The organism is Geomonas propionica (assembly GCF_016458235.1).
GTDB classification, from domain to species: domain Bacteria; phylum Desulfobacterota; class Desulfuromonadia; order Geobacterales; family Geobacteraceae; genus Geomonas; species Geomonas propionica.
Window position 1 is genome coordinate 55546 of record NZ_JAEMHK010000005.1, and the last position, 15953, is coordinate 71498.

Consider the following 15953-nt stretch of genomic DNA (forward strand, 5'->3'; position numbering starts at 1 on the left):
GTTTTTTTACAGTGGGCCCGGCACGCCGCCTCAGCGGGCCAGCACCTCCCGCACCGCCTGGACGATCTGCGCCGGGGTGAAGGGCTTCAGGATGTAGCCGTTGGCCTTGGCCTCTTCCACGAGTTCGCGCATCTCGGCTTCGCTCTTGGAGGAGAGGAGCAGGATGGGGATGTCCCGGCTCACCTCGTTCTCCTTCAACAGCTTGGCCTTCTTGTTGCCGTCCAGCATGGGCATCATGATGTCCATGATGATCAGGTCGGGCCTGTCCTTGGAGAAGATGAAGCGGTTGGCTTCTATGCCGTTGGTTGCGGTCAGCACCTGGTAGCCTGCTTGATCAAGGGCGTCCTTGGCCATGGCGAGCACCAGTTCGCTGTCGTCGATGATGAGGATCTTTTCGTTCAAGGCGCGTCTCCTATTTTTACGGTTTTACGGCGCGGAGGCACCGGTCGTTGTCGTTTCGGGGCGTTGCGCCGCGAAGAGTTTCTCCAGGGCGGCGGGGATCAGGTCCAGGGGGGCCACCTCGTCCGCCGCGTTGAGGGATATGGCGGCCTTAGGCATTCCGAATACCGCGCAGGACGGCTCGTCCTGGACGATAGTGGTGCCGCCGGCCTCTTTGATGTGCAGCATTCCCAGGGCGCCGTCGCGACCCATTCCCGTCAGCAGCACGGCCACCACCTGGTCGCAGCGCTGCCGGGCCAGCGAGTCGAACAATACATCGATGGAGGGGCGGCAGCAGTTGACCGCGGGGGCGTCGTTGAGCCGGATCATCCCGTCGACGACGGTCAGGTGGCTGCCATCGGGGGCGACCAGGGCCTCCCCGATGCGGAAGCTGGCGCCGTCGCGGGCGAGTCGGACCGGCAGGGCGCACTCCCGGTCCAGCCAGTTGGCGAACCCGGCGGCAAACCCTTGGGCTATGTGCTGCACCACGAACACCGCCCCCGGGAAGTCAGCCGGCAGGGCCTTCAAGAGCCGCATTACCGCCTTCGGCCCTCCGGTGGAGGCGCCGATGGCGAGGAGGTTGTGGCCGCACCCCGCCGCCAGGGGGGCGAGCGGCTCGCTCAGGCGCAGCTTGCGCCGGGGATGCCTGATTACCCGGATACGGGAGAGGAAAAGGACCTTTTCCCGCAGGGTGGCGGCGAAGCCGTCCAGCCCACCGTCCCCGTCCAGCCTCGGCTTTTCCATGACGTCGAGCGCGCCTCGCTTGATGGCGACGAAGGCGCGGTCCACCTCGCTCGCCTCCACCGCCGCCGAGAGGACCAGCACCGGAATCGGGCAGAGCGCCATGATCTCCTCGATGGCGTCGAGACCGTCCAGCACCGGCATGAGAAGGTCCATGATCACCAGGTCGGGGTGGAGCGCCTGGGTCAGCTCCACCGCCTCCTTGCCGTCGCAGGCTTCGCCGACCACGCGGATGTCGTCCGCCGCCTGCAGCATGTCCTTGAGCATTTGGCGTACGAGGAGGGAGTCGTCGGCCAGCAGTACCCTCGTGGTCATAGTAGCTTATCCTTCCTTGGCGCCGGCGCGTGCCCGCGGCTGCCGTTTGCTCACCCGATCAGCATCTGCACCGTTTCCAGCAGCAGCCCCTGGTCGAAGGCCCCCTTGACGATATAGGCCTGCGCCCCGGCCTGCAGCGCTTGGCGCTTGTCCTCGTCGCGCGACAGCGACGACACGATGATGATCGGCGTTTCCTGGTACCGTTCCGAGTCCCTGAGCGCCCGGGTCAGTTCGAAACCGTTGATGCCGGGCATCTCCACGTCGGAGATCACCAGGTCGAACTGCTCCCCGGCGCTCTTCTCCAGGGCGTCCTCCCCGGAAACCGCGGTGACCACCGCGTAACCCTGGCTCACCAGGATGCTCTGTTCCATGGTGCGGGTGGTGATGGAGTCGTCCACCACCAGCACCTTGAGGCGGCGCTGGGCGGCCTGCGCCTCCTCGGCCGAGAGCGGCGCGCGCTGGATGCCGCGCCCGGACTCGAACAGGTCCGGCACGTTCAGGATCAGCGCGGGATTGCCGTCGCCGAGGATGGTGGCGCCAAACAGGAACCTGACGTTGCGGAACTGTTTCCCGAGCCCCTTGACCACCACCTCGCTGTAGCCCAGGTGGGCCTCCACGACGCAGGCGATGCGCTGGTCGCAGTGCTTGAGCACCACCGCCGAGAGCGTCGCGTTCCCGGCCTCGCGACGCTCGGGGAGGCCCAGCATCCCCGGCAGGCTGTACAGCTGCGTGGTCGCCCCGCGCACCTTGATCACCTCGCCGCTACCCAGGGTGTCGATCTCGCTGGCGCGCACCTTGACGATCTCCTGCAGGTAGGTGGTGGGGATGGCGAAGGTCTCGCCGCCGCAGGCCACGATCAGGGCGTCCAGGACGGAAAGGGTGAGCGGGAGCTGCAGGGTGATCTGGGTGTAGCTCCCCGGCTCGCTGGAGAGGGTGACGCTCCCCTTGACCCGCTCGATGTTCTTCTTCACGACGTCCATGCCCACCCCGCGCCCGGAGACGTCGGTGACGATCTCGGCGGTGGAGAATCCGGGACGGAAGGTGAGGTAGAGCGCCTCCTCGTCGGTGAGCAGGTCCGCCTCGCGCGCGTCGATCACCCTGCGCGCGAGCGCTGCGGCCTTGATGCCGGCCGGGTCCATGCCGCGCCCGTCGTCGCGCACCTCGACTAGCACGGAGTTCCCCTGGTGGCGGGCCGACAGCAGCACCGTGCCGCGGCGCGGCTTCCCCGCGGCGGCACGCGCGTCCGGCGCCTCGATGCCGTGGCTGAGGGAGTTGGTGAGGAGGTGGATCAGGATCGGCTTGAGCCCCTCCAGGAGCACCCGGTCCATCTCGATGGCCTGCCCGACGATCTGGAACTGCACCTCGCGTCCCAACTGCTGGGCCAGGTCCCGCACCAGGCGCTCCAGCCCGTCCGAGATGGTCCGCAGCGGCAGCATGCGCAGCCCCATCGCCTTGCCGTGCAATTCCTGGATCAGGTAGTCGAGGTAGAGGACGTCCTCCTCGAGCTCGCCCCGGAAGGTCGTCAGCGGCGCGGCGTGCTCAGCGGGGAGGGCGTGGCCGATCTCCTTCAGGCGCTCGAGCTTGGCCTCCAGCCGCTTTTTGTTGATGATCAGCTCGCCGACCAGGTTGACCAGATGGTCCAGGGTCTTCACGTCGGCCCGCACCGTGTCCGCGAGCGCCTCGGGCTGGGCCTCCTTGGATTCGGCCTTGAGGTGCTGCCCCAACTCCCCCCGCTCGTACTCGGCGACGAAGCGCTCCACGTCCAGCTCCGGCGCGGTGCCGCGCATGAGCGCCGCGGTGATCACCGCCACCGCATCCGCCCCGCGCAAGAGCAGGTCGATGGCCTGGGCGTCCACCGTGCGCTCGCCCCGCTCCATCCCCTTCAGCTGCTCCTCCATGGTGTGGGTGATGGCGCTGATGTCGGCGAGCCCGACCATGCGCGCCGACCCCTTCAGGGTGTGCGCGTTTCTCAGCAGCTCGTGCAACAGGTCGGTCCGGGCCGGGTTCTTCTCCAGCACCAGCAGGCCGCTTTGCAGCGAGGCCAGATGCTCCTCCGCCTCGCGGCAGAAGATCTCCAGGTAACGGTTCGCCATCTAGGCCTCTTCCTCGGTGATCTCCTTAAGGCGCTCGGCCAGTTCCAGGATCTCGGCGATCGCCTTCTCGGTCTCGTGCGCCGAGAGCGCCACCTGCTGCGCCACGTCGCGCACCTCGGTCATGGTCTCCGCCATCTGCTCGCAGGCCGAGGTCTGCTGCTGTGTGGAAAGGGTGATCTCCTTGGCGGTCCGGGCGGTTTCGTGGGCGGTGGACATGATGGAGGCGAAGGAGAACTGGACCTTGTCCACCATCTGCGACGCCGCGTCGACGGCCTTGGTCCCCTCTTCGGTGACCATGATGGTGTTGTTGGTGGCGCGCTGGATCTCGCCGATCAGCCCCTTGATCTGCCGGGTCGCCTCCACGGTACGGTCGGCGAGCCGCTTCACTTCCTGGGCCACGATGGCGAAGCGCTTGCCCGCCTCGCCGGCGCCCGCCGCCTCGATGGCCGCGTTCAAGGCCAGGAGGTTGGTCTGGTCGCTGATCTCGTCGATGATCTCCACGATGCCGCCGATCTTCTGGCTGTTGTCCCCCAGTTCCAGCATGCTCTTGGCGATGCTCTGCACCTGGCTTCTGACCTGGCCCATCCCCTCGATGGCGTTGGTGACGTCTTCGCGTCCGCTGTTGCAGTTCTTGGTGGTATCCTCGGCGACCGCCTCCACGCTCTTGGAGTTGCCGGTGATCATCTTGGCGGTGATGGCGATCTCCTCGCTGGTGGTGGTCACCTCCTGGACCGCGCTCGCCTGCTGGGTGGAGCCGGAGGCCTGCTGCGCGCTGATGGCCATCATCTCATTGGCGGCGCTGGAGAGCTGGATCACCGCCTCCTTGACCGAAGCGATCAGGCGCCCGGAGCGGCCGATTTCGTCTTTGAGGTCCCGCACGATCACCGTGGTCATCACGTTGAAGGCCTCGGCCAGTTCACCGATCTCGTCGTTACTCTCCACCGGGATGGTCTCGTCCAGGTCGCCGCCGGTGATCTTGTGCGCTTTTTCGGTCAGCTTGCGCAACGGTTGCACCGCGCGGCTCACCACCACCAGGATGGTGATGCTCGCCACGAGCAGCATGACCGCCATGCTCCCCACGATCTGGTTCCTGAGCTCGGCCCCCTTCTGCTCGGTCTTCACCATGGAGAAGCCGATCCGGAAGGAGCCCCAGTGTTTCCCCTTCACGTAGACCGGGGCGGAGAGGTCCCACATGGTCTCGCCGGTGTCGCGCTTGTAGACCTGCTTCAGCATCGGCTCCACGTTCTTCGATGCGGCGATCCCGACAGGATCGTTGAACATCCGCTTGGTGCGGTTGTTGAGCTTGTCCTTGTCCCGGTCGCCGGTAAGGGGGGCGGAGTATCTGGTGTTGTGGGTCGGGATGTAACCGTTTTTATCGGTGAGCACCGCGAAGACGATCTGGTCGTCCTTCAGGAACTCGTCCTCGAGCGACTGCACCGATTGGTCCATGAAGTGGTCGAACTGGGTGTGGAACTTCTGCGGCTCCGTGTTCGGGATCGGGACGTAGCGCTCGTCGAAGAGCTGCTCCTGGGTGAGGGTCCCGTTGGCAACCGCCTCCTCGAGAATCCGTTCCATGGACCGGGCGCCGGTCTGCGCCAGTATGCGCCCCTTGGAAAGGAGTTCCTCCTCCATGTTGGCGCGCCGCGAACGGACGAAGTAAACCGAGAAGGCGGTCATGATAACCACCATGACCATGATCAGGACGCTGACGATCTTTACCGATAGCTTGTTGGACATGTCGAAACCCCAATATCAAAGTTAGTGCCGATTAGTAACCGTTTTCGCTGCTGAAAGGTCCCTTGGCGCACGGGTCCCCGCGCCCTCAGGCGTCTCCCGCCACCAGCTCGGGGGCCGCGAGAAGCGCCTCCATGTCGAGCAGGATCACGCTTCCCTCCTCGAGGTTGAAGTGCCCCCTGATGAACTGCGCCTTGACGCCGGAACCGGCTGCGACCGGTTCGAAACAGTCGAAACAGAGCCCCTGTACCCCGTGCGCCGCCTCGACCAGGATTCCGGTGGCGAAGTTCTCGGCGCGCACCACCAGGATGCGCCCGGTGGCGCCGATCTCGGGCTGGGGGACTCCCAGCATGGGACGGATGTCGATGGCCGCGGTGATCTCGCCGCGCAGGTTGAAGATCCCCCTGATGAGGCTCTGCACCGCGGGCACGCGCACCAGCTTGGGGACCCGGATCACCTCGCAGGCGTAGTGGGTCTCGAAGGCGTAGCGTTTCCCACCCAGGGTGAACACCAGGCATTCCAGCATCTCCTTCGCCTCGCTCTCCTCCTCGGCGAGCGCCTGCCAGTATTCTTCCCGCATCTGGGTCAGGATGGTGCGGATGTCGTAGCTGTTGTCGTCTCCCATCTAAGTACCTCTCATGGCGGCAGCGGCGGCGCCTAGGCCACCCGTGCCAGCGTGTTCTGCAGTTGCAGCATGCAGACGGCCCTGGTGAGCCCCCCGGAGAAGGGGACCGTCTCCTGATCGCCAAAGCGGGACAGGATCCTGATGCTGTTTCTTATTTCCCGCGTCCCCTCGGCGATGCGCCCCTGGCGCAGATGCAGCCGCCCCATGTGGAAGCGCGGCATGATGAAGTCGTGGTCCAAAAGGAGCGCCTTGCGGTACTCCCGGGCCGCCTCGTCCAGCCGGTCCGCCGCGTCCAGGAGCACCCCCTTGAGGAAATACCCTTCCGGGAGGAGGTCGTTCAGGACGAGCACCCGTTCACTGGTCGCGAGCGCCTGCTCCAGTGCCCCTTTTCCCGCCAGGATGAACCCCTTCAGCACCAGCGCTTCCGGGAGGTCCGGTCGGCGCTGCAGCACCAGTTCCAAAAGCTCCAGCGCAGGATCGAATTCCTCCCGGTCGAAAAGCTCGCGCGCGGAGCGCAGCAGGTCGGCGTCGTCGGTTGCTGGCGGCTGGGGAGCGGCCGGAGTGGGGGCGGGGGGCGCCGGTTCCGGGGACACCTGCGCCGGGGCCGAATGCGGCTCGGCATCTTCCCCCCACGGCCTTTGTTCCCCGAGCCACGCCCTCGCCAGCCGGATCTGATCCTCGGTGAGGGGGGCGCCGTCGTCGAAATCCTGCGGCAGGGGCTGGCGCGGCGGGGCAGCGGCCGCGGTCGGTGCTCCCACGCCGCTCCTTACATAGTAGAAGCTGCGCTCCTTGCGCTTTAACTCAAGTTCCAACCCCCGCTGCAGCAAGGTCTCCGAATGTCCCAGGAAAAGAAAGCCCCCGGGTTTGAGCGCCTGCGTGAAACGCTGCAGCATGCCAGCGGCGGTGTCCGGGGTGAAGTAGATCAGCACGTTGCGGCAAAAGACGGCATCGAGTTCCCGCAGTTGGTCGCAGACCGGCTCCCGGCACGGGACGGAAAGGTTCAAGTGCGAAAACTGCACCAGCTGTTTCACCTCGTCCCGGATCAGGAAACTTTCGCCGACCCGCCTGAAGTAGCGCGCCGACTGCTCAGGCGTCGTTATCCGCATGGACCACGGGGAGTAAACCCCTTCGCGCGCCCTTTTCAACGAGCGGTTGTTGATGTCGGTTGCGATGATCCTGATGTCGCGCTGCCGCCAGTCGGGAAGCGCTTCCATGAGGGCCATGGCGATGGAATAGGGCTCCTCGCCGGTTGAGCATCCTGCCGACCAGATCCGGATCGGCGCGGCGCTGGCGGACTGCTCCGCGAAGCGCTCCCGCAGCACGTCGAAATGGGCCGGATAGCGATAGAAGTAGGTCTCGCCGACGGTCAGGAACTGCAAGAGCTTCTGGAGCTCGTGCCGGTCCTCGCCGTGCTCCTTGAGGTACTGCAGGTACTCCTTGAAATCGGTCAGGCGCAGCGCCGACATCCGTTTCAGTAATCCCCGGGTCAGGGCCGGCTGGTTGCGTTTGTCGAAGTGCAGGCCGCTGTGGGAGAGGATGTGCCGGGAAAAGGAGGCGGCCAGCCGGCTGTCAAGCTCCTGCTCCTGGGGCGGCACCGCCTTTCTGAGCGCCACCGCGGAGACGTCGTCCAGAAGGCGCTTCACGTCGAGCGGCTTGCCGATGAAGTCGAACACCTGCAATAGTTCCGCCTCGAGCCTCAGGCACTCGGAGATGACGATGACCGGGACCGAGCGCGGTCCCGACGGCGTCTGTACCCGGTGCTCGATGGCGAGGGGGGCGATCTTCGACGCCTCCATGGCGAGGATGATCAGGTCCGGCTTCTGCCGCCTGATGGCGGGGAAGGCTTCCTTTTCCCGCTCCACGGAACGGGCGACGTGCCCGGCGCGCTGCAGCAGTTCACCCAGGTAGGCGGTGAAGGATTCGTTGTCGCTGATGATGAGGATTTGCAGTGGCAAATGGCTGTTCCTCTTCCTGCATATCTTGGTAACAGGCTCGAAGCGTGACAAGTGGCGGTAAAACCTGTGTACATCAAAATAAAACGGTCTGGTAAAAGGTAATCAGCCGGAAACACTCCGATACTATTGGTTAACCTTCGGGAGGTCAACTAAAATTAATTTCATCGATAGAATCATGTTTTGATGAATTGTCGCGTCGCAAGCCCCTGAAAGATTGCAATCGCAGGCGCCAATGTTAAAAACTTACAATGTTTTACGGACCCTAATAAAACCATGCGGCAGTCCTGCAACGCGCCGTTTCACCCGGGCTGCTGACCGAAGAGGAAGCCATGAACGTCCTGCTGGTTGCCGGTGCTCGACCCAATTTCATGAAGATCGCCCCTATCTACCGCGCCTCCCTTGCCTGCCCGTCGGTGCGCTGCAGCATCGTGCATACCGGCCAACATTACGACCAGGAGATGTCCGGCACCTTTTTCCAGGAGTTGGAGATCCCGAAGCCGAACTACTCGCTGAACGCGGGCTCCGGCAGCCATGCCGCCCAGACCGCCACCGTGATGGTGGCCTTCGAGGAGGTCTGCCTCCAGGAACGTCCCGACCTGGTCCTGGTGGTGGGGGACGTGAACTCCACCTTGGCCTGCTCCATAGTGGCCAAGAAGTGCGGCATCGAAGTGGCCCACGTGGAGGCCGGGTTGCGCAGTTTCGATCTCGCCATGCCCGAGGAGATCAACCGGATGGTCACCGATGCCATCTCGGACCATTTCTTCGTCACCGAGGAGAGCGGCGTCGACAACCTGCTCAGGGAGGGGAAGCCCGCCGGGCGCATCCATGCGGTAGGGCACGTGATGGTGGACAACCTCCTGCACCAGGTCGGGTGCCTCTCGCGCCAGGACCAGACGCTGCTCAACGGCTTTCGACTGAAGGAGCAGGCGCGCCCCTACCTGTTCCTCACCCTGCACCGCCCCTCCAACGTCGATAGCCGCGAAACCTTCTCGGGGATAGCGGAGGCCCTGAATCGGCTCGCCCAGAGTCGGACCATCATCTTCCCGGTGCATCCGCGCACCGCCAAGATGATGCGGGAACACGGCGTTCGCCTCTCGGACAAGGTGGTCCTGCTGCCGCCGCTGGGCTACCGGGAGGCCCTGTTCTTGTGGAAGGATGCCGAGGCGGTCCTGACCGACAGCGGTGGACTCCAGGAAGAAACCACCGCGCTGGGGGTCCCCTGCGTCACCATCAGGGAAAACACGGAGCGCCCCATCACCGTGGCAATCGGTAGCAACGTCCTGGCGGGAACCTCGCCGAGTGGGATTCTCAACGGGTTCGAACAAAGCCTGGCCAAGAAGAACACGGCGCAGGTCCCGCCGCTTTGGGACGGCCGGGCGGCGGAGCGGATCTGGAAAGTGCTGACGCAAGAAGGGGTAGCGCGATCATCCCTTGACACGCAATAATAGCGGCTATACTATATGCGAAACTTTGAATCAAAGATCAGGAGAGCTGCGATGCCAATTTTCGAGTACGTTTGCAACGACTGCGGAACCCGTTTCGAAAAGCTGCACAAAGGGGGTGCGGAGGCCGCGTGCAACTGCCCGACCTGCGGTTCAGCCGCCGTCAACAAGGCGATGTCCACCTTCGCGACGGGGAACACATCGGAAACGAAGTGCCACAGCGGCGGCTGAAGGTTCTGACCGGCCGCCCAGTTGGGCGTTGCACGAAGTCGAGAAGAGGAGGCCCACGCGGCCTCCTCTTTTTTTGCACCTCGCTCGCACCTGGCGCCGCTGGAACTACGGTGCCACGCCAAACGCAGGATTTAACTTGACATGCAAAAAGCCGAATGTGTATTGTGCCGATGCGGCTGCGACCGCGCGAGAGGACCGGGGCCGGCTGCCGGGGGGAGGACGATATGACCAAGCTGAAATTGCCGGGATACGGCACCCTTATTCCCATCGCGGTGCTGCTGGGCTGCGCTCCTTTCGTGCCCGAGCCGCACCTGGTGGAGAAGGTGAAAATGCTCCTGTCGGGGACCCTGGTGCGGCCGTTGGATATATTCGACCTCTTTTGGCACACCTGGCCTTTCGCTCTTTTGGCCGGTCGGGTAGTGATCGATATGCGCGGCAAGGTGGACACCCCCATCCAGTCGTGATGCGGTGTAGCGGGCGCGGGTAGGGAACGGTTGGTCGCTGGGGCGGGGGCGCGGAGCCCTGCAGACGAAGCAGCAAGGAGATCTGATGAATAAGAAAATAGTGGTGATCGGCGCTAACGCCGCCGGGGCCAAGGCCGCCGCCAAGGCACGAAGGACGAATCCCAAGGCCGAGATCATCGTGCTCGACCGCGGCAACTTCATATCGTACGGCGCCTGCGGCATCCCGTACTACCTTTCCGACACCGTGAAGGAGTTGAAGGAACTGATGAGCACCCCGGTAGGTGTGGTACGCGACGCCAACTTCTTCAATAAGGTCAAGGGCGTTTCGGTGCGCACCAACACCGAAGTGATCGGCATCGATCGGGAGCGCAAGGTGGTCCGCCTGCGTGAGGGGGCCGCGGAGACCGAGCTTTCCTACGACAAGCTGGTGCTGGCGACCGGCAGTTCCCCCGTGGTGCCTCCCATCGAGAATGTTTCTCTGCCCAACGTCTTCACGGTGAAGTCGATCGAGGACGCGGAACTGCTCAAGGAACGCGCCGTAGCAGGTGCCGCGGCGTGCATCATCGGCGCGGGGCTGATCGGCCTGGAGACGGCGGAAGCGCTGCAGGGCAAGGGGATGCGGGTGACCCTGGTGGAGATGCGCGACCAACTCCTGCCGGGCGTCCTCGACCCGGAGGTCGCTGCGGTGGTTGAGAAGCAGGTGAAACTGCAGGGCGTGACGGTGCTGACCGGCAGCGCGGTCACCGCTTTCGCCGGCGAGGGGAGGGTGCAGCAGGTGATCGCCGGGGGGCAGCAGGTAGCCGCCGACCTGGTGGTGCTCGCCCCCGGGGTGAGGCCGAACGTGGCCTTGGCCCGGGACGCAGGGCTTGCCATCGGTGTCACCGGTGCCATCGCGGTGAACGAGCGGCAGGCGACCAGCGACCCCGACATCTACGCCTGCGGCGACTGCTGCGAGACCACGCACCTCGTCACCGGCAAAAAGGTGTTCATCCCGCTCGGGAGCACCGCCAACAAGCAGGGGCGGGTCGCCGGGATCAACGCGGCGGGCGGGGAAGCGACCTTCGCCGGCGTCATCGGCACCAGCATCCTGAAGATATTTAACGTCAACGCGGGCAAGACCGGCCTCACCGAGAACGAGGCCCGCGCCCTGGGGTTCGATGTGGAGACCGTGCTCTCCCCGGCGCCGGACCGCGCCCATTTTTATCCCGGCGCCAAGCCGATCCTCTTGAAGCTGGTCGCCGAGCGCGGCACCGGCCGTTTCCTCGGGCTGCAGGCGGCGGGTGAGGGGGCCGTGGACAAACGGCTCGACGCGGCTGCCGCCGCCATCACCTTCCGGGCCAGCGTGGAGCAGTTGTCCCAGTTGGACTTGGCCTACGCGCCCCCCTACAGCGCCGCCATGGACAACCTCATCGTCGCCGCCGACATCATGAAGAATAAGCTTGCCGGCCACGCTCGCGGCATCTCGGCGCGGGAGGTGAAAAGAAAGCTCGACGACGGGGACGACTTCATCCTGCTGGACGTCCGCTCCCCCGCCGAGCACGGCGAGATCGGCCTCGCGGGGGCGAAACTGATCCCGCTGGGAGCGCTGCGCGAGCGGTTGGACGAGCTCCCGAGGGACAAGGAGATCGTCGCCTTCTGCAAGATCAGCCTCAGGGGATACGAGGCGCAGAAGATTCTCGATGCGGCCGGCTTCGCCGACGTCAAGTTCATGGACGGTGGCATCATGGCCTGGCCCTACCGCTTCCGGGACCAGTGACGGACAAGACACTATCGCGCAGTACGGGGGACCGCCTGATCGCGGTCCCTTTTTTACGGATCAGCTCCGGTTAGAGCCGACCCTTTTTTGCGGAGAGAGAGGCGGTCCGTCACCTGTAGGGGCGAATAATCATTCGCCCGTCACTTTCCGCTTATTCACGCGCATACATCCAAAGTTGCCGAATATTCCGCAGTTGTCAGGGAATATTCTCCAACACCTGTGCCCGGCAGCGGAACTATGGTTGGCGGGAAGGCCGTAAAATCGGCTGGTTAGCTGCGGACGGAGCAACCGGCACGTAACTTGATATAGCCCCCTTGTCCTGTGCAGCACATCTTCTTTTGATTGGATCACGCGTGACACGCTACCTGCTTTTCATCCTGACCATCCTTCTATGCAGCGCCCCCCTGCCTGCGCTGGCCGGCGGCGCCCTTCCGGTGGATGGCGTGGTCACCTCGGGCATCGGCTGGCGGCTCGATCCTTTCGGTAGCGGCAAACTCGCCTTTCACCGCGGCATCGACATCGCCGTCCCCACCGGCACGGCGGTACGGGCGACGCGTGGCGGGAAAGTGATCTTCGCCGGGGAGCGTCGCGGCTACGGTGCCACCGTGATCGTGGCGCACGACAACGGGGACCGCACGCTGTACGGGCATAACTCGAAACTGAACGTGCGTTCAGGGGAACTGGTCGAGGCAGGGGCGGTGCTCGCCTTCTCCGGTAACAGCGGCAGGTCCACCGGTCCTCACGTTCACTACGAGCAGATAGCGGGCGGTGGTCCGCTGCCGGCCGCCACCGAAGAGGCCGGCGAGGTCGCTGCTGCCGACCCGCACCAGCGTCCCCAGGTCCTGACCGGCGAGGAGCGTCGGCTCCTGGAGCAGCAGATCGACGAATCGCTGCGCTCCCTGTTGAACAACATAAAGTCCGAAATCAACGGCGGCTAAACGGTGTTATTGGCACACCCTTGTTAACCTCCTCCGGGGTGTGCCTTTTTTTTCATCTGGCTCCGCAACATACAAGAAAAGGCCCGCCCCCTCATTGGGGCGGGCCTTTCTTTATTCGCACATCCTCCTCCCCCTCCCTTGACGGGAGGGGGGCGGGGGGTGGGTGAAGCCGCAAGCTTTTGGTGATGATGGCATCATCCCCCACCCCCTTACCCCCTCCCGCAAGGGGAGGGGGGACGAAGTCTCGGGATTGCGAGGATCTTCCGCATAGCCGTGCAGTCTGTCGCGTTAGGACCAGCGGTTGCGCTTCACCTTTTCGCGCTGCAGCCTGTCAGCGGGCAGGGGCCTCGGGGTCTCCGCCGGGTGCCCGATGGCGATGATGCACTCCACCTTCACCTGTTCCGGGAGTCCCAGCAGTTCCTGCACGTACCCTTCCGCGCTCTTTTGCGCGTCGTGCTTGCGCTCCCGGATCTGGGCCCAGCAACTCCCAAGCCCCAGCGACAACGCGGTGCACTGTACCAAGATGGCGGCGATGGAGCAGTCCTCGATCCAGACGTCGGATTTGGTGCTGTCGGCACAGACCACGATGGCGAGCGGGGCTCGGGCCACGAACTCCGAGCCGTGCTGCTTGGATGCCGCCAGTTGCTGAAGCAGCTCGGGGTCGTCCACCACCATGAATTCCCACGGGTTCAGGCTGCGTGAGGCGGGCGCTCTCAGCGCGGCCTCTATCAGTGTCTCGACGGCCTCGGTGGATACCGGCTCATCGGTGAATTTTCGAATGCTGCGGCGTTTGCGTAACAGTTCAATCATGGCATTCCCTTTTCAGTGTGGTGGCGCGCTGCGCTGTGACAGAGATGGGAATCTACTCCAAATCCCTGTCGCAGTCAAACCGTCCGTGTTGAGCACCGATTCCCGTCCATTCCCCCTGCAGACAGCTAACCTTCACCCGTTTTAATCGTTTTTGCCATTTTGCCTTATTGACAGGAATGGGGGAGGGGGAATATAAGGAATGAAGGTTCATTCCGCAGGAGAGACATGATGGATAAATCCCACAAGTGTGACAAGACAGACAAGTGCGCCGAGAAGCGCGAAGCCATCATCCAGGCGGCTCTCGAACTGGTGGCGGAGCAGGGCTTCCACGGTGCCCCCATGGCGATGATCGCGGAAAAGGCCGGCGTCGGCGCCGGGACCATCTACCGCTACTTCGAGAACAAGGACGACCTGATCCGCTGGATCTACAAGAACGTCGAAGAACGTTTCGTCGAGGTGATGATGCAGGGGTATCCCGAGGACGGGCCGGTGCGCGAGCGCCTGGTGCACATCGGGACGGCGCTGGTGCGCCATCTGATCAGCGAGCCGCTGCAACTGCGCTTCGTCGAGCAGTTCCACAACTCCCCCTACGGCGTGGACCACCGGCGCGAGAAGATCTTCGGCCAGGGGAGAAAGGACGTCATCAGCGAACTGTTCCACGAGGCGGTGGAGCAGCAAATCTTCAAGCCGCTGGAGCTGGCCATCCTGTTCGCGCTCTTTTTCGGTCCCTTGATCGACATCTGTCGCGACCACATCCTGGGGTTCATCAAGCTGGATGATGCGCTGATCGAGCAGGTGGTCGGCGCCTGCTGGGACGCGCTGCGTCGCTAGCGTTGACGGATCGTTCATTCCTAAAGTAACGCGAGGTTTTTCCGATGTTGATGAAACTCAGTCTGATCCTGTGCGCCCTGACTTGGGGCGGCATCGTCTTGATAGTCACTTTTAAGCGCAAATAACCGGGCGGGCCGCGGGGCGCCGCTTGCATCCTTTTTAACGGCAACAACCAACCACACGAGGTGTTTTCATGCAGATCAAGTACAGGGCACAGTTGTTATCCGTCGTTGTAGTTCTGAGCGGCTCACTGCTTCTCGCCGGGTGCGGCAAGAAACAGCAGCAGGCCGGCCCGCCGATGGGGCCGGCCGAGGTGGGCGTCATCGAGGTGAAGCCGGAGCGCGTCGCCCTGACCACCGAACTTCCGGGGCGCACCTCTCCATATCTGATCGCCGAGGTCCGTCCCCAGGTGAGCGGCATCGTCCTGAAACGGGTCTTCACCGAGGGGAGCGACGTCAAGGCCGGCCAGGTGCTGTATCAGATCGATCCCGCGACCTACCAGGCCGCCTACGCCAGCGCCAAGGCCAGCGAGGCGCGCGCCGAAGCCAACGTCCTCCCTGCCAAGCTGAAGGAGGAGCGTTTCCGCGAACTGGTCAAGATCAACGCGGTCAGCAAGCAGGACTACGACGCCGCCTACGCCGCGCTCAAGCAGGCCGAGGCCGACGTCGCCTCCGCGAAGGCAGCCGTCGAGACGGCGCGGATCAACCTGGCCTACACCAAGGTGACCGCCCCCATTTCCGGCCGCATCGGACGCTCCACCGTGACCGACGGCGCGCTGGTGACCGCGAGCCAGCCGACCGCCCTGGCCACCATCCAGCAGCTATCCACGGTGTACGTCGACGTGACCCAGTCGAGCTCCGACATGCTGAAACTGAACCGCAGCCTCGCCACCGGGCTTTTGAAGCGCGACCAGGCCGGCCAGGCCCGGGTCAAGCTCCTGCTCGAAGACGGCACCCCGTACCCGGTGACCGGCTCGCTCAAGTTCTCCGACGTGACCGTGGACCAGAGCACCGGCTCCATCACCGTGCGCGCGGTGTTCCCGAACCCGAAGCAGACCCTGCTCCCCGGCATGTTTGTGCGTGCCATCCTGGAGGAGGGGATCAACGAGTCCGCGATCCTGATCCCGCAGCGCGGCGTGACCCGCAATGCGGCAGGCCAGGCCATCGTCATGGTGGTGGGCGCCGAGAACAAGGTCGAACCCAGGCCGATCCAGGTGGCCCGCACCGTGGGTGACGCCTGGCTGGTGAGCTCCGGCTTGAAGCCGGGCGAGAAGGTAATCCTGGAGGGGCTGCAGAAGGCGCGTCCCGGCACCCAGGTCAAGGTGGTGCCATTCCAGTCCCCCGAAGGGCAGGGCGGCCCGGGTGCAGCTCCCGGCGCGGCAGGCCAGGGTGGTCCGGCAGCGGCCGGGCAGGGCGGCGCAGGTGCCACCGGCGCCAAGCCGGCAGCTTCGGCAGCCCCGGGCGCCCCGGCAGCACCCGCAGCCCCGGCACAATCCCAGAAGAAGTAATCGGCGAACCACACAGGCGCACACAGCAGACGTCCACGTAGAACGCAGAACATAAGAACGTAGAACGTCGCCT

Annotated in this window: 14 protein-coding genes; 7 read left to right on the forward strand and 7 right to left on the reverse strand. The window is 64.4% G+C overall.

What is annotated here, in order from left to right; all coding sequences use genetic code 11:
* Window positions 1–30: 30 nt before the first annotated feature.
* The 6 genes from JFN90_RS08190 to JFN90_RS08215 all read right to left on the reverse strand — a co-directional run bounded on the left by JFN90_RS08190 (window position 31) and on the right by JFN90_RS08215 (window position 7901).
* Window positions 31–402, reverse strand: coding sequence for a response regulator (locus tag JFN90_RS08190; protein ID WP_199394631.1), 372 nt, complete (start codon window positions 400–402; stop codon window positions 31–33).
* Between the two features lie 24 nt (window positions 403–426).
* On the reverse strand, window positions 427–1494 hold the full coding sequence (gene cheB / locus JFN90_RS08195) for a chemotaxis-specific protein-glutamate methyltransferase CheB (protein ID WP_199394632.1): 1068 nt from the start codon (window positions 1492–1494) through the stop codon (window positions 427–429).
* Between the two features lie 50 nt (window positions 1495–1544).
* Window positions 1545–3587 (reverse strand): hybrid sensor histidine kinase/response regulator, encoded by a 2043-nt coding sequence (locus JFN90_RS08200; protein WP_199394633.1) that lies wholly within the window; start codon window positions 3585–3587, stop codon window positions 1545–1547.
* Complete coding sequence (locus JFN90_RS08205; protein WP_199394634.1) at window positions 3588–5324, reverse strand: methyl-accepting chemotaxis protein; 1737 nt, start codon at window positions 5322–5324, stop codon at window positions 3588–3590.
* A gap of 85 nt (window positions 5325–5409) precedes the next feature.
* Window positions 5410–5946, reverse strand: coding sequence for a chemotaxis protein CheW (locus JFN90_RS08210; protein ID WP_199394635.1), 537 nt, complete (start codon window positions 5944–5946; stop codon window positions 5410–5412).
* A 32-nt stretch (window positions 5947–5978) separates the two neighbouring features.
* Window positions 5979–7901 (reverse strand): CheR family methyltransferase, encoded by a 1923-nt coding sequence (locus tag JFN90_RS08215; protein ID WP_199394636.1) that lies wholly within the window; start codon window positions 7899–7901, stop codon window positions 5979–5981.
* A 329-nt stretch (window positions 7902–8230) separates the two neighbouring features.
* Here JFN90_RS08215 and wecB point away from each other — a divergent pair, with 329 nt between their 5' ends.
* From wecB to JFN90_RS08240, 5 genes are all read left to right on the forward strand, one after another.
* Window positions 8231–9346 (forward strand): non-hydrolyzing UDP-N-acetylglucosamine 2-epimerase, encoded by a 1116-nt coding sequence (gene wecB, locus JFN90_RS08220; protein WP_199394637.1) that lies wholly within the window; start codon window positions 8231–8233, stop codon window positions 9344–9346.
* A gap of 51 nt (window positions 9347–9397) precedes the next feature.
* Window positions 9398–9574, forward strand: a complete 177-nt coding sequence (locus JFN90_RS08225) for an FmdB family zinc ribbon protein (protein WP_199394638.1) — start codon at window positions 9398–9400, stop codon at window positions 9572–9574.
* Window positions 9575–9798: 224 nt separating this feature from the next.
* Window positions 9799–10038 (forward strand): RND transporter, encoded by a 240-nt coding sequence (locus JFN90_RS08230; RefSeq protein ID WP_199394639.1) that lies wholly within the window; start codon window positions 9799–9801, stop codon window positions 10036–10038.
* Window positions 10039–10123: 85 nt separating this feature from the next.
* The gene (locus JFN90_RS08235; RefSeq protein WP_199394640.1) at window positions 10124–11794 is read left to right on the forward strand and encodes an FAD-dependent oxidoreductase; all 1671 of its coding nucleotides are present in this window, start codon (window positions 10124–10126) and stop codon (window positions 11792–11794) included.
* A gap of 353 nt (window positions 11795–12147) precedes the next feature.
* Complete coding sequence (locus JFN90_RS08240; RefSeq protein WP_199394641.1) at window positions 12148–12732, forward strand: M23 family metallopeptidase; 585 nt, start codon at window positions 12148–12150, stop codon at window positions 12730–12732.
* A gap of 288 nt (window positions 12733–13020) precedes the next feature.
* Here JFN90_RS08240 and JFN90_RS08245 read toward each other — a convergent pair whose 3' ends face one another.
* Entirely contained in the window at window positions 13021–13542 is a 522-nt protein-coding gene (locus JFN90_RS08245; protein WP_199394642.1) for a nitroreductase family protein, read from the reverse strand.
* Window positions 13543–13770: 228 nt separating this feature from the next.
* Between JFN90_RS08245 and JFN90_RS08250 the strand changes: the two genes are divergently transcribed.
* Both JFN90_RS08250 and JFN90_RS08255 read left to right on the forward strand, forming a co-directional pair.
* Window positions 13771–14373 carry a TetR/AcrR family transcriptional regulator gene (locus JFN90_RS08250; protein ID WP_199394643.1) on the forward strand — a complete coding sequence of 201 codons (603 nt, stop codon included), beginning with the start codon at window positions 13771–13773 and terminating at the stop codon, window positions 14371–14373.
* 193 nt (window positions 14374–14566) lie between these two features.
* Complete coding sequence (locus tag JFN90_RS08255; RefSeq protein WP_199394644.1) at window positions 14567–15880, forward strand: efflux RND transporter periplasmic adaptor subunit; 1314 nt, start codon at window positions 14567–14569, stop codon at window positions 15878–15880.
* Window positions 15881–15953: the final 73 nt, after the last annotated feature.

Bases quoted from the DNA above. Each gene is read 5' to 3' on its own strand.
- cheB (WP_199394632.1), bottom strand. From the start codon at position 1,494: ATGACCACGAGGGTACTGCTGGCCGACGACTCCCTCCTCGTACGCCAA.
- JFN90_RS08200 (WP_199394633.1), bottom strand. From the start codon at position 3,587: ATGGCGAACCGTTACCTGGAGATCTTCTGCCGCGAGGCGGAGGAGCAT.
- JFN90_RS08205 (WP_199394634.1), bottom strand. From the start codon at position 5,324: ATGTCCAACAAGCTATCGGTAAAGATCGTCAGCGTCCTGATCATGGTC.
- JFN90_RS08210 (WP_199394635.1), bottom strand. From the start codon at position 5,946: ATGGGAGACGACAACAGCTACGACATCCGCACCATCCTGACCCAGATG.
- wecB (WP_199394637.1), top strand. From the start codon at position 8,231: ATGAACGTCCTGCTGGTTGCCGGTGCTCGACCCAATTTCATGAAGATC.
- JFN90_RS08225 (WP_199394638.1), top strand. From the start codon at position 9,398: ATGCCAATTTTCGAGTACGTTTGCAACGACTGCGGAACCCGTTTCGAA.
- JFN90_RS08230 (WP_199394639.1), top strand. From the start codon at position 9,799: ATGACCAAGCTGAAATTGCCGGGATACGGCACCCTTATTCCCATCGCG.
- JFN90_RS08235 (WP_199394640.1), top strand. From the start codon at position 10,124: ATGAATAAGAAAATAGTGGTGATCGGCGCTAACGCCGCCGGGGCCAAG.
- JFN90_RS08245 (WP_199394642.1), bottom strand. From the start codon at position 13,542: ATGATTGAACTGTTACGCAAACGCCGCAGCATTCGAAAATTCACCGAT.
- JFN90_RS08250 (WP_199394643.1), top strand. From the start codon at position 13,771: ATGGATAAATCCCACAAGTGTGACAAGACAGACAAGTGCGCCGAGAAG.
- JFN90_RS08255 (WP_199394644.1), top strand. From the start codon at position 14,567: ATGCAGATCAAGTACAGGGCACAGTTGTTATCCGTCGTTGTAGTTCTG.